Source organism: Paenibacillus sp. HWE-109 (assembly GCF_022163125.1).
Lineage (GTDB): Bacteria > Bacillota > Bacilli > Paenibacillales > NBRC-103111 > Paenibacillus_E.
Window position 1 is genome coordinate 7,177,621 of the sequence record NZ_CP091881.1, and the last position, 18,330, is coordinate 7,195,950.

19 protein-coding genes and 1 pseudogene are annotated in these 18,330 nt (G+C 49.0%); 10 read left to right on the forward strand and 10 right to left on the reverse strand.

The window, feature by feature from the left end; all coding sequences use genetic code 11:
• The first annotated feature begins 82 nt into the window (after positions 1-82).
• Positions 83-1,471, forward strand: coding sequence for a threonine synthase (thrC, locus tag LOZ80_RS30740; protein ID WP_238168167.1), 1,389 nt, complete (start codon positions 83-85; stop codon positions 1,469-1,471).
• A 51-nt stretch (positions 1,472-1,522) separates the two neighbouring features.
• On the opposite strand, the gene LOZ80_RS30745 is transcribed toward thrC, so the two are convergent.
• A complete protein-coding gene (locus tag LOZ80_RS30745; RefSeq protein WP_238168168.1) occupies positions 1,523-2,179 on the reverse strand; it encodes a glycosyltransferase in 657 nt (218 codons plus the stop codon).
• A gap of 198 nt (positions 2,180-2,377) precedes the next feature.
• Here LOZ80_RS30745 and LOZ80_RS30750 point away from each other — a divergent pair, with 198 nt between their 5' ends.
• Positions 2,378-2,887, forward strand: coding sequence for a hypothetical protein (locus tag LOZ80_RS30750; protein ID WP_238173165.1), 510 nt, complete (start codon positions 2,378-2,380; stop codon positions 2,885-2,887).
• A 303-nt stretch (positions 2,888-3,190) separates the two neighbouring features.
• Here LOZ80_RS30750 and rlmN read toward each other — a convergent pair whose 3' ends face one another.
• Positions 3,191-4,273 (reverse strand): dual-specificity RNA methyltransferase RlmN, encoded by a 1,083-nt coding sequence (gene rlmN, locus LOZ80_RS30755; RefSeq protein ID WP_238168169.1) that lies wholly within the window; start codon positions 4,271-4,273, stop codon positions 3,191-3,193.
• Positions 4,274-4,476: 203 nt separating this feature from the next.
• On the opposite strand from rlmN, the gene LOZ80_RS30760 reads away from it, so the two are divergent.
• On the forward strand, positions 4,477-4,896 hold the full coding sequence (locus LOZ80_RS30760; protein WP_238168170.1) for a hypothetical protein: 420 nt from the start codon (positions 4,477-4,479) through the stop codon (positions 4,894-4,896).
• Between the two features lie 101 nt (positions 4,897-4,997).
• Here LOZ80_RS30760 and pdxR read toward each other — a convergent pair whose 3' ends face one another.
• On the reverse strand, positions 4,998-6,431 hold the full coding sequence (gene pdxR / locus LOZ80_RS30765; RefSeq protein ID WP_238168171.1) for a MocR-like pyridoxine biosynthesis transcription factor PdxR: 1,434 nt from the start codon (positions 6,429-6,431) through the stop codon (positions 4,998-5,000).
• Between the two features lie 126 nt (positions 6,432-6,557).
• Between pdxR and LOZ80_RS30770 the strand changes: the two genes are divergently transcribed.
• Both LOZ80_RS30770 and LOZ80_RS30775 read left to right on the forward strand, forming a co-directional pair.
• Positions 6,558-7,136 carry a thioredoxin family protein gene (locus tag LOZ80_RS30770; RefSeq protein WP_238168172.1) on the forward strand — a complete coding sequence of 193 codons (579 nt, stop codon included), beginning with the start codon at positions 6,558-6,560 and terminating at the stop codon, positions 7,134-7,136.
• A 36-nt stretch (positions 7,137-7,172) separates the two neighbouring features.
• Complete coding sequence (locus LOZ80_RS30775; RefSeq protein WP_238168173.1) at positions 7,173-8,042, forward strand: arylamine N-acetyltransferase family protein; 870 nt, start codon at positions 7,173-7,175, stop codon at positions 8,040-8,042.
• A gap of 139 nt (positions 8,043-8,181) precedes the next feature.
• Here LOZ80_RS30775 and LOZ80_RS30780 read toward each other — a convergent pair whose 3' ends face one another.
• From LOZ80_RS30780 to LOZ80_RS30800, 5 genes are all read right to left on the reverse strand, one after another.
• On the reverse strand, positions 8,182-8,517 hold the full coding sequence (locus LOZ80_RS30780; protein ID WP_238168174.1) for a hypothetical protein: 336 nt from the start codon (positions 8,515-8,517) through the stop codon (positions 8,182-8,184).
• A 167-nt stretch (positions 8,518-8,684) separates the two neighbouring features.
• Positions 8,685-9,434, reverse strand: coding sequence for an amino acid ABC transporter ATP-binding protein (locus tag LOZ80_RS30785; protein ID WP_238168175.1), 750 nt, complete (start codon positions 9,432-9,434; stop codon positions 8,685-8,687).
• A 17-nt stretch (positions 9,435-9,451) separates the two neighbouring features.
• Complete coding sequence (locus tag LOZ80_RS30790) at positions 9,452-10,132, reverse strand: amino acid ABC transporter permease (RefSeq protein ID WP_189018906.1); 681 nt, start codon at positions 10,130-10,132, stop codon at positions 9,452-9,454.
• 11 nt (positions 10,133-10,143) lie between these two features.
• On the reverse strand, positions 10,144-10,935 hold the full coding sequence (locus tag LOZ80_RS30795; RefSeq protein ID WP_238173166.1) for an amino acid ABC transporter substrate-binding protein: 792 nt from the start codon (positions 10,933-10,935) through the stop codon (positions 10,144-10,146).
• Between the two features lie 79 nt (positions 10,936-11,014).
• The gene (locus tag LOZ80_RS30800) at positions 11,015-12,064 is read right to left on the reverse strand and encodes an NAD(P)/FAD-dependent oxidoreductase (protein WP_238168176.1); all 1,050 of its coding nucleotides are present in this window, start codon (positions 12,062-12,064) and stop codon (positions 11,015-11,017) included.
• Between the two features lie 183 nt (positions 12,065-12,247).
• Between LOZ80_RS30800 and LOZ80_RS30805 the strand changes: the two are divergent.
• The 4 genes and pseudogenes from LOZ80_RS30805 to LOZ80_RS30820 form a co-directional block, all read left to right on the forward strand.
• Positions 12,248-12,439, forward strand: a pseudogene (locus LOZ80_RS30805) (iron-enterobactin transporter ATP-binding protein); the annotation flags it as partial.
• Positions 12,390-13,346 (forward strand): iron-hydroxamate ABC transporter substrate-binding protein, encoded by a 957-nt coding sequence (locus LOZ80_RS30810; protein WP_238168177.1) that lies wholly within the window; start codon positions 12,390-12,392, stop codon positions 13,344-13,346. The pseudogene LOZ80_RS30805 and the gene LOZ80_RS30810, both read left to right, overlap by 50 nt.
• Positions 13,347-13,367: 21 nt before the next feature.
• Positions 13,368-14,366 carry a FecCD family ABC transporter permease gene (locus LOZ80_RS30815; protein WP_238168178.1) on the forward strand — a complete coding sequence of 333 codons (999 nt, stop codon included), beginning with the start codon at positions 13,368-13,370 and terminating at the stop codon, positions 14,364-14,366.
• Entirely contained in the window at positions 14,363-15,370 is a 1,008-nt protein-coding gene (locus tag LOZ80_RS30820; RefSeq protein ID WP_238168179.1) for a FecCD family ABC transporter permease, read from the forward strand. The genes LOZ80_RS30815 and LOZ80_RS30820 overlap by 4 nt, the downstream gene beginning before the upstream one ends.
• 699 nt (positions 15,371-16,069) lie before the next feature.
• Here LOZ80_RS30820 and LOZ80_RS30825 read toward each other — a convergent pair.
• On the reverse strand, positions 16,070-16,981 hold the full coding sequence (locus LOZ80_RS30825; protein ID WP_238168180.1) for a LysR family transcriptional regulator: 912 nt from the start codon (positions 16,979-16,981) through the stop codon (positions 16,070-16,072).
• A 115-nt stretch (positions 16,982-17,096) separates the two neighbouring features.
• Here LOZ80_RS30825 and LOZ80_RS30830 point away from each other — a divergent pair, with 115 nt between their 5' ends.
• Positions 17,097-17,828 (forward strand): SDR family NAD(P)-dependent oxidoreductase, encoded by a 732-nt coding sequence (locus LOZ80_RS30830; protein ID WP_238173167.1) that lies wholly within the window; start codon positions 17,097-17,099, stop codon positions 17,826-17,828.
• A 25-nt stretch (positions 17,829-17,853) separates the two neighbouring features.
• Here LOZ80_RS30830 and LOZ80_RS30835 read toward each other — a convergent pair whose 3' ends face one another.
• Positions 17,854-18,243: a winged helix-turn-helix transcriptional regulator gene (locus LOZ80_RS30835; protein ID WP_238168181.1), complete on the reverse strand. Its 390-nt coding sequence runs from the start codon at positions 18,241-18,243 to the stop codon at positions 17,854-17,856.
• Between the last annotated feature and the right edge of the window lie 87 nt (positions 18,244-18,330).

Consider the following 18,330-nt stretch of genomic DNA (forward strand, 5'->3'; position numbering starts at 1 on the left):
GTGCATCCCAAGGTATCACACTGTCCAAATGGCTCGATTTTTGGTACAATAACTGAAAATTCATTCGAATAAGGGGACTCATATGGAATACATTAGCACGCGTGGAAAAGTAGAACCCCTCGGCTTTATCGACGCCATCCTGATGGGCTTGGCGAACGACGGTGGTTTGCTTGTACCAAAAACGATCCCGCAGCTCTCAAAGGAAACACTGCAACAGTGGCAGAATCTGTCCTACTCGGAGTTAGCGCTTGAAATCTTCTCCCTGTACGTAAACAACGAAATCCCGCGCGATGAGCTGAAACAGCTTGTTGACGACAGCTATGCGACATTCCGCGACGAAGCGGTAACACCTGTTAAACGTCTGAACGATGGCACGTATGTGTTGGAACTGTTCCACGGACCTACTTTTGCGTTCAAAGATATTGCCCTGCAATTCCTAGGCAACCTCTACGCCTATGTTTCTCGGAAAACGAACTCCATCATCCACATTCTTGGCGCAACATCCGGTGATACCGGCGCTTCGGCCATTGAAGGCGTGCGCGGCAAAGAAGGCATTCGCATCTGCATCCTTCATCCGCACCAAAAGGTAAGCCAAGTACAGGAACTGCAAATGACAACGGTTGACGATGCCAACGTGCTGAATCTTGCAGTTGAAGGCACTTTCGATGATTGCCAGCGCATCATCAAGGAACTTTTTGCCGATGTAGAGTTCAAGCATCGCTACCATTTGCGTGCGATTAACTCCATCAACATCGCTCGTATTTTGGCGCAAACGGTGTATTACTTCTACGCCTACTTCCAATTAGCTAAGAACAATCAAGCCGAGAAGATCAACTTCAGTGTGCCTACAGGGAACTTCGGTGATATTTTTGCCGGATATCTGGCTCAGAAGATGGGGCTTCCGATTCATAAACTCATTCTAGCTACGAATGAAAACAATATTCTCGAGCGCTTCGTGCAAGAAGGCGTCTACCAACCAGGCGCATTCCGCGGCACCTACAGCCCGTCCATGGATATCCAAGTCGCCAGCAACTTTGAGCGCTACTTGTTCTATCTGTACGGTGAGGATGCTCAGGCTGTTACGGCCATCATGGACCAGTTCAAAGCCGAAGGCCGCGTCATTATCCCTTCCGACAAGCTGCAAGTCGTGCAAGCTGATTTTGCCGCATATGGCGTGCAGAACGAGGAGTGCTTGGATACCATCAGCACTTACTATGAGAAATATGCGTATCTGCTAGATCCGCATACGGCTTGCGGCGTTGCCGCTGCCGATAAAATCGTTGCTGACGGCGAAGTCACGGTGGCGCTGTCCACTGCTCATCCCGCTAAATTCGATGAGTCGATCCGTCTGCGTAACATTAAGCAAACCTATCCAGAGCAAATCCAAGCCCTGTTCGACAAACCCCAATTCCAAACGGTTGTTGGCGGTTCAAACGACGAGATCAAGGATCAGCTCGTGAAATTTTTCTAACTAATAGAAGAGGCTGTCCTCAAGGTTGTATACCTTGGGGACAGCCTCTAGTTATTTAAACTGCTTAGGGAACTGCTGTATGACGCCTTCCGAGAGGAAATCAGCGAGCATAATTAGATGATCCACGCCTTTATCGAACTCAGCAATATCGGCATCCCAGTCCTTTTTCAGCCTCGCCGTCACATCGATCGTGATCATATCCAAATGCTTATAGAGGATATCCTTGAGCGCTTTCTCTGACCAATAGGGGTTGGCTTTGCTCAGGAATACAGCGAGATCATCCGCGTTGCGATACCACTCTTTATTATATTTCTCGAAATCGGCCTTGTTGCTGGTTTTGGCGGCATCCAGCACTTTGCCTGCCAGAAGAATATGCTCCTTCAACAGTTCTGCCAACTGATTGCCGGCCGCTTCTCCGTAATAAGGCTTGAATGCATTACCAATATCCTGCTGGTTTTTGAGCAGCCTGTTCAGCGTTTTCTCTTGATCCTCGAGACCGGCGATATCGCTGATAATGTAGTTTCTCGTCCATAGAGCGTGCTCCATCCATAGCTTCCTGAGATCATTCTTGAGATTGACCATCGATTGCGTGTACTTTTGCTTCTTGATGACCGCATGCTCGTCCATTTTGGCCTCCGCCTGCATGGGCGCAGCGCTTAAAGCAATTGCAACCGATAACAATGTTAGCTTGAGGAACTTGCCTTGCATCTACATCTTCTCCTTTTAAAGCATGATTTGGTGAACAGTCCGTTTATTGTTAGCGTCTACCAAATTTTCATGCATGAAAAATCAGCCCTCCGACCGATATCCGTTCTCCCCTAAGTCGGAAGACATGATCTTACTGTCATGCTATTCTTAAAGTAATGAATTACGCGACTATACGAATAGGAGTTGACGATGTTGAACATGAATCGAAGCGCCTTTCTAGGCCCTATCTTGATTCTTTTAGGTATTTTTATGTTTCTAAAAGGGGAAAACACCTTCTCGACCGGAACGATTTTCGAGTATTTCTGGCCGACATTGTTCGTCATTCCCGTCGGGATCTTTTTCCATTGGATGTACTTCTTCATCCTGCAGCGCAAAGGAGTAGGCATGCTGGTTCCTGGCGGCATCGTACTGACAGCTGGGGTCGTTTGCCAGCTCTCCGCCTTGTTCGATATCTGGCATCTCACTTGGCCAGGCTTCATGCTCGCTGTGGCTGTCGGCTTGTTCGAATTATATTGGTTCGGTGGCCGTAACAAATGGTTGCTCATTCCAATCAACATTTTGACCGTGATGTCCCTGTTGTTTTTCGCCATCTTCTCCATTGGCACCCTCTTCGGCACCCTGTTCCATAATCAATCGATTATCGCGATTGTCCTCATTATAGCCGGCGGCTTGATGATGATTATGCGCAACCGCCAAAAATCGTATTAGCAGGTTGGCTCCTGCGGTTGTACTATCTGGAAAACCTCCCGTTATTTGGGGAATTTCAGCGCAAAAAGCGGGATTACAGGGAAAAGCTCCCGTTATTTATGAGCTTTTCTCGCTAAAAAGCCATTTCTCTCATAATTAGAGGGAGGTTTTCCCGCTAGATGACGGTTCCGAGTTACGCATGGCAAATTTAGCAGGAGGAATTCCTGTTAGGCTTCACGTATCAGAATGAAACAAAGGTTAGCCAACCACGCAAAAGAACCCGCTCGGCCAAATGCCGATACCGCGGGTTCTTCTTCACTTTATTTAGCCCACAACCAGACTGTCCTCTGTGGAGCGTTTGATCTGCTTGCTGCGCAATTGTCCACAAGCTGCATCAATATCTGTTCCATGCTCCAGACGTACGCTGCAGCTGATGCCTTGCTTTTTCAATGTATCGTAGAAAGCCCTTACGGACTCCCGCTCACTCCGCTGATATTGACTGTGCTCATCCACCGGATTGTAAGGGATCAGGTTCACGTTAGCGAGCTGTCGGATATGCTGAATTAGCTCAGCAAGCTGAAGCGCGTGCTCCTTGCCGTCATTAACATCCTTCAGCAAAATGTACTCCAGCGTAATTCTACGGTTCGTCTTATCCAAATAGTACTCAATCGCAGCCATCAGCTTCTCAATTGGAATACCGCGGTTAATCTTCATAATCCGCGTCCGCAGCTCATTCGTCGGGGCATGCAAGGAGATCGCCAGATTCACTTTCAAGTCGGAATCCGCGAACTCCCTGATTTTATCAGCAAGACCGCTGGTGGATACCGTAATATGCCGCGCGGCAATATCCAAGCCTTTTTGATCTTTCACAACCCGGATGAAATCGACCATGTTTGTGAAATTATCGAACGGCTCGCCAATCCCCATCACAACAATATGGCTGACAGCTTCGTTCTCACCCTTGCGGTCCAGATGGAATTGGACTTTCATGATTTGTTCCACGATTTCCGCGCTGGTAAGGTCGCGGCTCTTGGCCAGCAGTCCGCTCGCGCAGAAACTGCAGCCGATATTACAACCGACCTGCGTGGTTACACAGACGGACAAGCCATATTTATGTCGCATCAGCACGGTTTCGATCAAATTGCCATCGTGCAGCTTAAAAAGAAACTTGATCGTGCCATCCGCTGATTCTTGTTTTAAATGTTCGGTCAATGTTTCCGTGACGAAGTGAGCTTCCAAAGTGTCCAGGCAGTCTTGTTTCAGATCTGTCATCGCAGAGAATTCGGTGACCCGCTTCCGATATAGTCCATCCCATACTTGGAGAGCGCGCGATTTTCTATGTCCATGTTCTGCCAACGACGCGGTCAGCTGATCAAACGTTAACCCATAAATGGATTGTTTATTCATTGGTTTTCCTCTTTTCAAGACTTTCACTTGCAGTCCTATTCTACTAAGCAGCCGAAGCATACCATCTGTTTATTATTGTGCCAAAAATCGCTCTTGAACACAAGGGCCGTTCCCTTTTATCAAAAATACGCTCATCTACTAATCTATCAATCCAATCGATTTCACATCTGATACATAAGATATAGAAGAAGGAGGTGAGCAGAATGGCATTTACGGTGCAAAACATCCCCATCTATTTTAAAAAGCAAGAATTCTACTTAAAGCAACGCCGTTTGCGCTCCGCACAAATTCCTATTATGACAGCAGCTTGGACCCTCCACATGAATGGTTCCAGAGAAACGCTCATCACGAATGTCTCCCGGAACGGGTTGGTGACGGGATCGGTGCATGCGAATCCTGTCCGCGGTTGGTATGATAAACGTTCAGGTAAAATAACCTTTGTCCGATACATCCCAGGGGGCACGATCAACGGAATAAACAATCAGCTGTATGAAGGCTATATACAAAAATCAGTCCTAGACAGCGGCATCACCCTGACTGGTACCTTCGTCACCGTAGGAGATCGTGCATCTGCACAATCAACTACGTTCAGCTGGTTTGCTGAGGCGATCATCCTGGTATAACCAATAGCACCTCCGAGATCCTTCGATCGTGAGGTGTCTTTGCTAGGTAAGGCATGACTTACTCTGATAGCTTGCCACATCAACAGATGCGATCAAAGCCGCTATTCTCTCCATAATCTGGACCACGCTTTGAGCAGCAGCATAATCCCCTTTTCCATGTCAGTTTCGCTGAGACCGCCAAAACCCAAGTAAACCTTAGGATAACCTATCGGCCTATTCGCTTGATGCATCCAGGTACGATGTAAATCATAGATTTGAACGCCTTGTTCTGCGGCCATTTCAACTAGTTGTTCAGCTTTCACATGCGTTTTGACGCTGACTTGAATATGAAGCCCTGCGCTATGCCCGGTAATTTCGATATGGTCTGCAAAATGTTGGCTCAGCAGCTCAATCAATCTATCGTGTTTCTTCCGATACATATTGCGCATCCGCCGGATGTGGCGATACCAATGTCCTTGCTCGATAAAAGCTTGCATCGCCCACTGCTCGATTCGCGAGGGACTGGCGAGCAAATGGTTCATACGTTCCATCTCGCTGACTAGAGGCATCGGCAAGACCATATAATTCATCCGCAAGGCCGGTGTGAATGCCTTGGAAAACGTCCCAATATAGATCACCCTGCCATGCTGATCAAGGCTTTGCAGGGAAGGGATCGGCTTGCCCAAATAACGGAATTCACCGTCATAATCGTCTTCAATGATATAAGCATTCCTAGTGATTGCCCAATTGAGCAAACGCTCGCGCTCAGCGTAAGGAATCACGCTTCCGGTAGGAAACTGATGTGAAGGGGTGACATACACCGCTTGAGCCGCACTGCCCTCCAATTCTTCCACACAAAGACCCTGGTCTTGGACAGAGATCGGTGTCAATGCAAACCCGTCTAATCTGAAATGCTCCCGAACCTTGGTAAACCCCGGTTCTTCCATCGCAATATGCGCAACGTCCGCAAGTAGCTTAGTCAGAATGCCGATGCTGTAGGTGATGCCCGTACCGATAACAATCTGCTCAGGCGAGCAGACAACACCTCTCGCTTGCCGGATATAATCCGCAATAACAGCGCGGAAAGCGTACTCCCCTTGAGGGTCGCCATATTGACAAAGGAGCTCCGCGGAATTCTCCATCGCATCATGCAGCATCTTTTTCCAGATGCGAAGCGGAAATAGCGATGCGTCCAAATGGGTAGGGTTGAAGTCCATATTAGCCTTGGGCAGAGTTGCCGGTTGGATTGCAGGCCGGAGATTAACAGCAAGGTTATGCTCGGCTGCGACAGGCCCTGCCGCATGCCCGTATTCATAAGGATTAATTGCGTACAAACCAGAACGCGGCTTACTCCGTACATACCCCTCCGATGATAACATCTGATAGGCCGTCTCAATAGGTGTTTTACTTATATTCAGCTGAAGCTGCAGCGACCTGACTGAAGGCATGCGAGTGCCATTCGTAATCACACCCCTGCGAATCTGCTGGCGAATTTGCATATATAACTGCAGGTACAGCGGATCATGGCTCTGATCGGAAAGTAAAATATCGAACATTCCTCATCCCTGCCTTCTTCATCTGTCTTCTGTAAATATTGTTATCTGACCATTTATGAGTGGTCAGATATAGTATAGATTGAATCTAGGGTTCGAAACAATAGCTAAAAAGAAGGATGTGCAACTATGAACATTGCGTTAAACTTGAAACAGTATATGGGACTTGGCCTAACGCCTAAGCAATTCATAGACGGGATGACGAGAAATCAAACGTCCTTCCAACAATGGCTGGAGCGGTTTACTTGGAAGCGTGAAGAAGATCGGAGTTTTTTCGTTGCCAAAGGTGAATCCTCAGGCTTGCGCTGTCTCATTCTTTGCACGGACTGGTGCCCGGATGTCATCTGGAATGTGCCTGTTCTGCTGCAAGTGACAGCGTACAGCAAGATCCCCACAGAGATTTTCCTCATGGAGGAGCATCTGGATATGATGGATCATTTCCTAACGAATGGCGGGCGGGCGCAGCCCATTGCCGTTTTTGTAAACGCAGACGGTGATGTGTTAGGAAAATGGGGCGCCCGCCCAGCTTATATTCAAGCTGTGATGGATGAATTTCGCAGAAATCATCCGGATCGCGAGGCACCCGATTATCAGGAGAAAGTTTCTAATGCTCGTAACAAGATCGCAGCTATCTACAATGCAGGAACGGAATATCAAGATGTTATTGTGGAGGAGCTGCGAGTATTGTTCACTTCTTGGGAACATTAAAAAAATGACAGCAGACTACTGAGGTGAAATAAAGTAATGTTAACCCAATCCGAAATAAAAACTTATTTACACCGACTAGGTGTGTCCGATATCGAGAGTCCGACGAAAGACTACTTGTTTGCGCTGCACCAAGCGCATGTTGATAGGATTTCATGGCAGACGCTGGATATCTATGCAGGCAAACCAGTGAGTATCGATACCAAAGAGGCGGTCCACTTAATGCTTAGCGGGCGCAGCGGCTATTGCTTTCATCTGAATGGTGCTTTCAGCACGCTGCTTCAATCTCTGGGCTACAAGATTTCAATGCACCGCGCGGGCGTACAGCCGCTGGGCCAAGAGCCGCGGATTAATTCCTTCCATCTTGGACTAACCGTCGATCTTGCGACGGATCCGCAGGAAGAGGATCGCTGGATTATCGACGTCGGGCTCGGCGATATGCCGTATGAGCCGATTCCATGGCTGCACGGGCGCTATGATCAAGCACCATTCACCTATACGGTCACGGAATCTGGCGTAGTCCCCCATGGCTGGCGGTTGGAACATGATAAGCTTGGACCCTATGTCGGCGTTGACTACGCTCCTGAGGTTGTGAGCACAATCGACGTGTTCAAACCGCAGCATGCTCATTACAGCTTATCCCCCGACTCCCCTTGGATGAATATTTTCCTTCTCCGGCAGCGTCACGCTACAGGAGGCAATGAACTGCGCGGATGCGTTTGGCACCAGCGCGAGCTGGATCAAATCCGCAAGACGGAGCTGACTACACAGTCACAGTGGCTGGAAGTGCTGGGCGACGTGTTTGGCGAGCATTTGGTTGCCTATAGCAGCCACGAGCGAGATGCGTTGTGGCAGAGAATCCATGCGGAGCATGAGGTCTGGAAGAGGCAGCGCGAGGAACGCGTCTAGGCTGCGTGGCACGTTCGCAGCGAGAGCGGAGCTGCGGTGCGCGCGGGGCAAGGGCGGACTATTTGGGCGCAGGGCAGCGCCCCACAAAGCAAAAAGATCGTCCCTACCGCTTCGCGGCTATGGAACGATCTTCTTCTGGTTAGCGAACTATTTTCTCAAGCCTGTTGATTCGCGGCATTTCCATTTCTAGTTGCTTACTATCCTCTAGCACCGGTTCCGACTCATGAAAATAGCGGTTCAGGTACATTTTTTTTACCTGCACATAGAGATTCGTGCTTCTTAGGTATGTAATGATCCTGCATATCATCTGCATATGCTGCGTATCCTCAATGCCAGAGGAAATGTTGAACATCGTATTCAAGCTGCCTATTGCTTGATCTCTAGTTACCGACCCGCCTTCCAAATCCTTCAAAACTCGCTCAATCTCCCGGTCAATGAACCAGATCGCTCTAATTTTCGTAATCTTATCAACCAAATGACGGCACCTCCCAGATGATGTACCTCAAATGGTACAACACCCTGCTTGTAATATCTGTCGAAGAGAGGGAAGAGAGAAATACATCTTTTTAGGGAATTTCGCGGCTTATTGTCATCTTTTGTAAGTCGATAGGACATCATCTTTTCCCGGGAAATAATCACCCCTCAAGCGCCGCCTTGAATCTTCCTCAAAAACTGCAAAGTACGCTCATTCCTCGACCGGCCAAAGACGTCGTCAGGAGCGCCACGCTCTACAATGATCCCTTGATCCATGAAGACCACTTGATCAGCCACTTCTCTCGCGAATCCCATCTCATGCGTAACGATAATCATTGTCATCCCTTCAGCGGCCAAGCCCTTCATCACTTGCAGCACATCGCCCACCAGCTCTGGATCTAAGGCAGATGTGGGTTCATCGAAAAGAATCACTTGCGGGTTCAAAGCCAAAGCACGAGCAATGCCAACCCGCTGCTGCTGCCCACCGGACAATTCGTGGGGATAGCTGTCGGCGCGATCTCTCAAGCCCACTTTCTCCAAAAGAGCCAAGGAAACGCTTCTCGCTTCTTTCACCGGTTTCCTCTGAACGATGACCTGTCCTTCCATTAGATTGCCTAACGCTGTGAGATGCGGAAACAGATTATAGTTCTGAAAAACCATACCGGTCTGTTTACGAATCGCCATCATCGTACGGTGCTCCAGCTTCTCGCCAGGCTTAAAAGCAACTCTCGAATCCCCTACTGTCAGCTTCCCTGTATCCGGGATTTCCAGTAGATTCAGACAGCGCAGCAGTGTTGTTTTGCCGGAGCCCGAGGGGCCGATAATCACAGTGGTTTTCCCTTTGTCAATGATCAGATCGATACCGTTCAGCACAGGTACGCCATGAAATTGCTTATGTAGGTGCTCTAATTGAATCATGCTTCGCTGCCCTCCTCCTACGTTGCCACGCTGCGGTCGTATCGTCTTTCCAGCCTGTTCTGAGCATAGGAAAGCACCGTACTGAACAACAAATAAATAGCTGCAACCTCCATATACAGCCATAGGGGCTCGTAGGTAACCGCGGCGATCTGCTGTCCTTTCTGGAATAGCTCCGTCACGGTAATCGTTGCTGCCAGCGATGTATCTTTAATCAAGCTGATAAAAGAGTTCCCTAAAGGGGGAATCGCGACACGCACCGCTTGCGGAAGAATAATGCGCCGCATGGCCTGCCATTTGGTCATGCCGATCGAATAGGCAGCCTCACTCTGCCCCTTGGGAATGGATAGAATTGCCGCCCTGATAATCTCGGAGCTGTAGGCGCCTTTATTCAGCGTGAAGCCAATAATGGCCGTTGGAAAAGGGTCCAGCGTGATTCCAAGGCTCGGAAAACCGTAGAAAAGGATAAACAACTGTACCAGCAGCGGGGTGCCGCGAAAGATCCACACATACAATTTCGCCAGAAGAACGAAAGGTGTAAAACCGGACAAGCGAGCGAGCGCGGTTAGAAATGCCAAGCTTAGACCTAGAACAAATGTGATCAGCGTGAGCGGGATGGTGTAGGCTAAGCCGGCTTTCAGGATCGGGAAAAAGGAATCGCCAAGGATTCCTAAGATACGTGCCGTTCGTTCCGATGTCATCATGAGATGCCTTACTTCGAAACATCAGAGGCGAACCATTTTTGCGAAATCTGCAGGTAGGTGCCATCTGATTTCATATCGGCCAGCGCTTTATTCACTTTGGCGACCAGATCCGTACTGCCTTTGCGCAGCAAAAAAGCGTTGCTTGTCGCGTTCGGCTCCTCGTATACCGTTTTGATAGCCAGCTCGGGGCGCTGCTTTTTCAAATCCAGATACGAGAGGCTATCGTTCAGCGTAGCGTCGATCCGGCCGGAGGTCAGCAGGTCGATAGCCTGATTAAAGCCCTCGACTACGGTGTTAACCGCCCCGTGCTCCTCCGCTATTTTGCGATAATTGCTGTCTAGCGATTGGCCTACCTTTTTCCCCTTCAAGCCATCCAAAGAGGTAATATCGGTATTGTTGGCTTGAACGACAAGCACAGCACGAGACACAATATACGGCTCCGACATATCGTATTTCTCCAACCGATCCGGGCGCACCGCCACTTCATTGGCCACCATGTCATACCGCTTGGCATCCAGCCCGGCAATCATGCCGTCCCACTTGGTTTCGATAAACTTCGGGGTTACGCCCATACGTTTGGCGACTTCCTGGGCAATTTCCACATCAAACCCCGTTAACGTCCCTCCTTTATCATGAAAAGTAAATGGCGCATAGGTTCCCTCGGTTCCAATCGTAATTTCTCCCTTGGCATTGCCGGACGGCGTGCTGCTGGTTCCCGCATTCTGGTTCTTGTTCGAACTGCAGCCGATAATGGCGAATAAACCCATTAAAATACACGTAAATGTGATGATTTTCTTCAACATGTAACCTCCCGTAGCTAGGCATTTTTGGCCGTACGAGAGGTATTATTCCCCACCTATCCAATTTTTAAGAATCAATTTAGTTCATCATTTGTTTCACTAATTCACGATTGCGCTGCTTGAACAATTCATTGTGGGAAGAGACCATGCCATATCCTTTGGCATCGGGCTGAATGAATATTTTCGCCTTATTAACCGCGTTGGCTGCATCCTGGAAAGCCCCGGCAATCAAATGGACCTTGCCTTCGTGGCTCAGAATATCGCCCGCCGCATAAATGCCCGGAATAGAAGATTCACTCGCTGCATTCCCCGCGATATAATAGTCATCTTTGATCGCGATATCCACTTCACTATTCTGAAGCAAGGTGGTGTCCCGCTCATAACCATGATTAATAATGACTTCGTCGACAGCCACATAGGAGATATCGCCCGTGTCCGAATTCACCAACTCCACCCGCTCAATGGCTTCATGGTTCGCTCCGGCAATCAGCTTGCTGATCGAAGTATTAAAGAAACACTCTACAGAACTCTCCATCAACTGCCTCGCTTGCGCCTCATGACCTGCTAAACCGTCTTTACGGTATGTTAAATACACTTTGGAGGCAACGGGTTCGAGCTCGTTCGCCCAATCAATCGCCGAATTTCCCCCGCCTGAGATAATGACGGTTTTGCCTTTGAAATGCTCTAACGATTTCACCGTATAGTTCAAATTAGAGACCTCGTAGCGCTCTGCGCCTTCGATCTCCAGCTTTTTCGGATTGAGAATGCCCCCCCCGACCGCGACGATCACGGTTTTGGAGAAATGTGTTTGACCCGACGACCCCAGCAATTCGAAAATACCCTCTTCGTTGCGTCTGATCGACTCCACCTTTTCACCCAAAACGACTTCTGGCTGGAAAGTCAGCCCCTGCTCCACCAATTTCTCAATCAGTTTCGCTCCGGGAAGCGGTGTATGTCCGCCAACATCCCAAATCATTTTCTCTGGATAGACATGGACTTTGCCGCCCAACTGATCTTGATACTCAATAATTTTGGTCTTCATTTCTCTTAATCCGCTATAAAAAGTAGAGTAAAGGCCTGCTGGGCCGCCTCCTATAACCGTTACATCAAATAATTCTGACGGGTTCAAATTCTCCCACTCCTTTATATAATGCTGCAATTGATTATCATTCTCACAAATAAATATACGTTTATTTTTCTCTTTTTACAACAAAAACCTGTTGACAACCGCACTAGAAATACCTTAGAGTGTTTCAAGTGTGATACTGATAATCATTATCACTATTAGAAAGTTGAGGTGCTGGCATGGTCCGTCAAGGCCGGCAATTGTGAAAAAGTGATACAGCACGACGTGCTTTAACAAGTTTATCAGATCGATGCGGAAATTGGGCGAGATCCTCGAACCAACAAACCGATGTGCGTTACCTATCATTTATTAGAAGGAGATTACACCTATGAAAAAACTGCTGCTCCCATTCCTGCTCATCTTGGTGCTAGCCATTAGCGCCTGCTCCTCCACTGCACCGAAAGACAGTGCTTCATCCCAACCATCAGCCGCAGCTACGGCCAAAACCGATGCCAAAGCTGAAAGCAAACCAGCGAAAATCACCTACCAATCGGAGAATGGTCCTGTAGAGGTGCCAGGCAATCCACAGCGCGTAATTGTCCTTTCCTCTTTTGCCGGTAATGTCATGGCGCTTAAAGTGAATCTTGTCGGTGTGGACTCCTGGTCCAAAATGAACCCGAACTTTCAAACCACCCTCAAAGATGTACAAGAAGTAACGGATGAAAATTTGGAGAAAATCATTGAATTAAAACCTGATCTCATCATCGGCCTTTCCAATATTAAAAATGTAGATAAATTAAAACAAATTGCCCCAACCGTTACCTACACGTACGGAAAAGTCGATTATTTGAAACAACACCTGGAAATCGGCAAGCTGCTGAACAAAGAAAAAGAAGCAACGGCTTGGGTCGATGACTTCAAAAAACGCGCACAACAAGCAGGCACAGACATTAAAGCCAAAATCGGTGCGGACAAAACCATTTCTGTTATCGAGAGCTTTGATAAGCAGCTTTATGTCTTCGGCGACAACTGGGGACGCGGCACGGAGATCCTGTACCAAGAAATGAAACTGGCGATGCCCGCAAAAGTGAAAGAAATGGCTTTGAAAGACGGCTACTACGCCCTATCCGCTGAAGTTCTGCCGCAGTACATGGGCGATTATGTCATCTTCAGTAAAAACCCGGATGCGGATAACAGCTTCCAAAAAACAGATACTTACAAAAATACGCCAGCTGCCAAAAACAATCACGTTTACGAAGCTAACGCCAAAGAGTTTTATTTCAACGATCCCCTCACGCTTGATTTTCAATTGAATTTCTTTATCAAGAACTTACTCGGTAAATAACACAGCAAGGAGAGTTCTTGAATGAACAAATCGGTTCCTTTTCTGCTTAAACTCATCGTCAGTCTTATCGTGTTCGTGGGCAGCTTTGTTATCGCCATGGTATTCGGAGCCGCTGATGTAACCGTGAAAGACGTCTGGCTGGCCCTCACCTCTTCAGCAACTGGAGATACAATTACACTTATTCGCGAATTGCGCTTACCGCGTGAAGTTGCAGGGATTTTCGTTGGGGCGGCCTTGGCCGTCTCCGGCGCTATTATGCAGGGCATCACTCGAAACCCGCTGGCAGACCCCGGTCTTCTGGGGTTAACGGCTGGTGCTAACGCTGCGTTAGCCTTCACGGTGGCTTTCCTGCCATCCACCAATTACTTCGGAATCATGATTGTGTGCTTCATCGGAGCTGCCATCGGGGCTATCCTGGTATTTGGTATCGGCGCTATGAGAAAAGGGGGTTTGTCCCCCATTCGCATCGTATTGGCCGGTTCTGCCGTTTCCGCGTTCCTCTATGCGATTGCCGAAGGTATCGGTCTCGCGTTTAAAATTTCCAAAGAAGTTTCCATGTGGACAGCTGGCGGATTAATCGGCACCTCCTGGGGCCAGTTGCAGATCATCGCTCCCTTCATTATCCTTGGGACTGTGATCTCGATCCTGCTCTCCAGGCAGCTAACCGTCCTAAGTTTAAGTGAAGAGGTCGCTGTTGGTCTGGGACAAAAAACGGCTCAAATCAAGACCGTTCTCTTTATCGTCATCATTCTGCTTGCCGGCGCATCCGTAGCCTTGGTAGGCAATATGGCTTTCATTGGCTTGATGATTCCTCATATCGTTCGGGCCATCGTTGGCACCGACTATCGTTTCATCATTCCGATGTCAGCCGTTCTGGGTGCGGCCTTCATGCTGTTGGCGGATACCCTGGCTCGTACGATCCATGCGCCTTACGAGACGCCTATCGTTGCGATTGTTGCAATGTTAGGGCTGCCTTTCTTCCTGTTTATCGTACGTAGAGGGGGCAAAGCATTCCCATGATTCATCCCGCTATCCTTAGAAAACAAAGGCTTCTCGTTCTTGGCGGCTTAGCCCTCATCCTCGTTACGATCATTATCGGAATGGGGCTCGGCTACTCTTCGTTATCTTACGACAGATTGATCCCCACGCTGCTAGGTCAGGGAACATTCAAGGAGGAGTTCGTCCTCTTCTCCATCCGTTTACCCCGGATCGCAATTACCGTGCTGTCAGGCATGGCACTGGCTTTGTCGGGGGCGATTTTGCAAGGTATTACCCGCAATGATCTCGCTGATCCCGGTATCATTGGGATTAATTCCGGCGCAGGCGTCGCCGTCGCGATTTTCTTCCTCTTTTTCCCGATTCAGGAAGGCACTTTCGTGTATCTGCTTCCGCTAGTTGCTTTTGTCGGGGCAATTCTTACGGCAGCTTGCATTTATGCTCTTTCCTATAGTCGGCAAACAGGTTTGCAGCCCGTTCGTTTAGTCCTTATCGGGGTTGGCTTTTCCCTGGCGCTGTCGGGCATTATGATTGTGGTCATCTCATCGGCGGAACGGTCCAAAGTGGATTTCATTGCCAAATGGTTGGCGGGGAACATCTGGGGGACGGACTGGCCGTTCGTCTGGGCCATTCTTCCGTGGCTCGTGGTCTTGATTCCTTTCACCTTATATAAAGCGAATCGTTTAAACCTGCTCGGACTAGGCGACCCTGTGGCCGTCGGTGTAGGCGTATCTGTCGAAAAAGAGCGCATCATCCTGCTCTTAACCGCCGTTGCCCTGGCCGCATCTGCCGTATCGGTGACAGGCGGCATTACCTTCATTGGCCTAATGGCTCCACACATTGCCAAGGCTCTGGTTGGGCCTAGGAATCAATTATTCATCCCGATTGCTATCTTGCTTGGCGGGTGGCTCTTGCTGCTAGCGGACACCATCGGCCGCAATATCATTGGAACCGATGGGATTCCTGCGGGGATCATGGTTGCCTTGATTGGCGCGCCTTACTTCATGTATTTGCTGCTGAAAAAATAACCAAGCGCCCCTTGAGCCCGCTGTTCGCGGGCAAATAACGGCCCCTAAAGACTCTTATCGCGCTCAAAATGTCAATTTTGGCGCTGTTAGGAGTCTTTGGGGACTTCTATTTGCGCCGACGGCACCGATTTGCCCGATGTTCGGGCGAATAACGGCCCCTAAAGGCTCTTATCGCGCTCAAAATGTCAATTTGGGTGCTGTTAGGAGTCTTTGGGGACTTCTATTTGCGCCGTCGGCACTGATTTGCCTGATGTTCGGGCGAATAACGGCCTCTAAAGGCTCTTATCGCGCTCAAAATGTCAATTTGAGTGCTGTTAGGAGTCTTTGGGGACTTCTATTTGCGCCGACGGGCACCGATTTCTGCCCGATGTTCGGGCGAATAGCGGCTACTGATAAAGGCACTTATCGCGCTCCAAAGTCGCATTCGAGAATCTACGATTAGCTATTTCGCCCAACAAGTGCTAAATAGGGGGTAGTACGGAACGTCAGTACGCTATCTGTTAGGAAAACGCGCGATTCGGGGGCAAAGCAATGAAATAAGGGAACCACGTTCCGCGAAAGGGCGGAATCGTTCAAGAATCAACCAGATAGCGAATCTACGATCCGCGGCGGCAAAACCTGACTCCGTCTGCCGCACAAGCCATACTCCGTCTGGCACTGCAAGCCGGACTCCATCGCCGCACAGCCAAGCTCACTCAGTCACACTCGTCGAACGCCCCTACGTGGAAGACTTCTCTGAAGCTCCTGCTTCAGATACTCATACAGCCTAGAAGCAGCCTGTGTAAGGGGGTGCTCCGCAGGCCCCGAGAGGATGCCGAATGTCATATCAATCAGGCTACCGCTCAAACTCCGCACTGTCGTCCCCTGCGGGGGAGACTGCACGATAATTCGTGGAACGAGTGCAATGCCGTGGCCATTTGCCACGAAATGTGGCAGAGCTGTCATGCTGCCAATCTCCATCGTGTCCAGCGGATAACTCCCTGCTTCCTGCTGCACCATTTCCAACTTTCTGCGATAGGGGCAGGTTGAAGACGTGATGAGCAGTCGATAACCTCGGAGATCATCGGGCTGGATGAGCATTTGCGCAGCAAGCGGGTGATCCTGCTGCATTAAAACGACGAACTCCTCTTTGAACAAAGGTTCAAAATCAAGTTCGGAGCTCCAATCCGGTGCAGAACACAGCGCCAGATCAATATTCCCCTTCTGCAGACTTTCGCTCAAGATAGGTGTGCTGGCAAATTCTACGGAAATCCGAATCTTAGGATATTGCTCGAAAAAACTCGCCAAAACAGCGGGCAGCCGATAGCTCGCGGTCGGTTCCGTGACGCCCAGCCGCACATCGCCAGCATCGCCGATTGCCAAGTCTGCTAAATTCATTTGCAGTTGTTCCATCTGCTTAACGATCTGCAAGCTCTGCACATAGAATAGCCTTCCTGCTGCGGTTAAGTGAAATTTTTTGCCACGCTCAATGAGCTGCATCCCCAATTCTGCTTCAAGCTTCTGAATCTGCATCGTAACAGTCGATTGCACATAATTCATTTCCTCTGCCGCGCGGATAAAACTGCCGTATTTGACGATGCTCTGAAATGTTTTTAGTGTTTTGAAGTCCATGCTAGCACGCTCCAGCGTTCGATAATTTTGAACACGTCATTCAATTCGTTCAATTATACAAATAACCCTCTCCCCTTTACAATTATGTATAAAGAGGAAGAGGAGCTGATGGATGATGAATTTAAAAGGTAAAGTGGCTATTGTAACTGGTGGAGGTACTGGGATTGGGAGAGCTGCCTGTCTAGCATTAGCGGAGCGAGGGGTCGCGGTTGCGGTGAATTATTCGCGCTCTAAGGAGGAAGCGGAAGCAACGGCAGCGTTGATCAACAGTAACGGCGGTCGCGCGCTTGCTGTTCAAGCCGATGTATCGCAAGATCTGCAAGTAAGAGAAATGGTTGCTTATGTGGTAAAGCATTTCGGATCTATCGATCTGCTTGTGAACAATGCCAGCATCACGCGGCATATTCCATTCGACGACTTGGAAGCGGCAACGGAGGAAGTCTGGGATGACCTTTTTGCTGTGAACGTCAAAGGCATGTATTTCTGCGCGCGAGCTGTGGCGCCTCACATCAAGCAAGGAGCAATCGTCAATCTCGGCAGTATTGCCGGACAGACCGGTCTCGGCTCATCGCTTCCTTATGCGGTATCCAAAGCCGCGGTTCACGGGCTAACCAAATCACTGGCCCGCGCTTTAGCACCGAATATCCGAGTCAACTGCATCGTGCCGGGAGCGGTCTCCACAAGGTGGTGGACGGGGCGGGAAGCACAGATGCAGCGCTTAGCCCCTAATCTCCTCTTGCAGCGTATTTCTACGCCCGAGGATATCGCCACAATGATATGTGCAGCCTTGGAGCAAGAAGCTATGACAGGACAATTGATTACCGTTGACAGTGGTCAGACCTTGTAGGAATTCTCGTCCTGCCCGTTTCCCGCTATTCAGCACCAACGGGCATTTCTTCCCTCGGATTCAACACATTCTCCTCTAAGACAATGAATTTATCCCCGTATTCTTTAATGATATGCCGTTCTCCCCATGAGCACAGAGAATCAAGGATCGATTTTAGACTCCATCCATACTCACTGAGCTCGTACTCGACTTTAGGGGGAACTTGATTATAAACAATCCGATTCACGATGCCATCTTGTTCTAGTTCTCTCAGCTGCTGCGTCAACATTTTTTGCGTGATCCCGGGCATAATACGTTTCAAATCACTTGTCCGTCGTTTCCCATGTGTGAGATGACACAGAATGACGCACTTCCATTTGCCTCCGATGACTTCAAGCGTTGCTTCAACGGAAATATTATATTTCTTCTTGGTCATGGTTTTCCTCCCCATCAATAAATGAATTGGATGTACGTTACTTTTTAGTACCTATAGAACTAAAAAGTGCGTACTGGTCACGAAGGT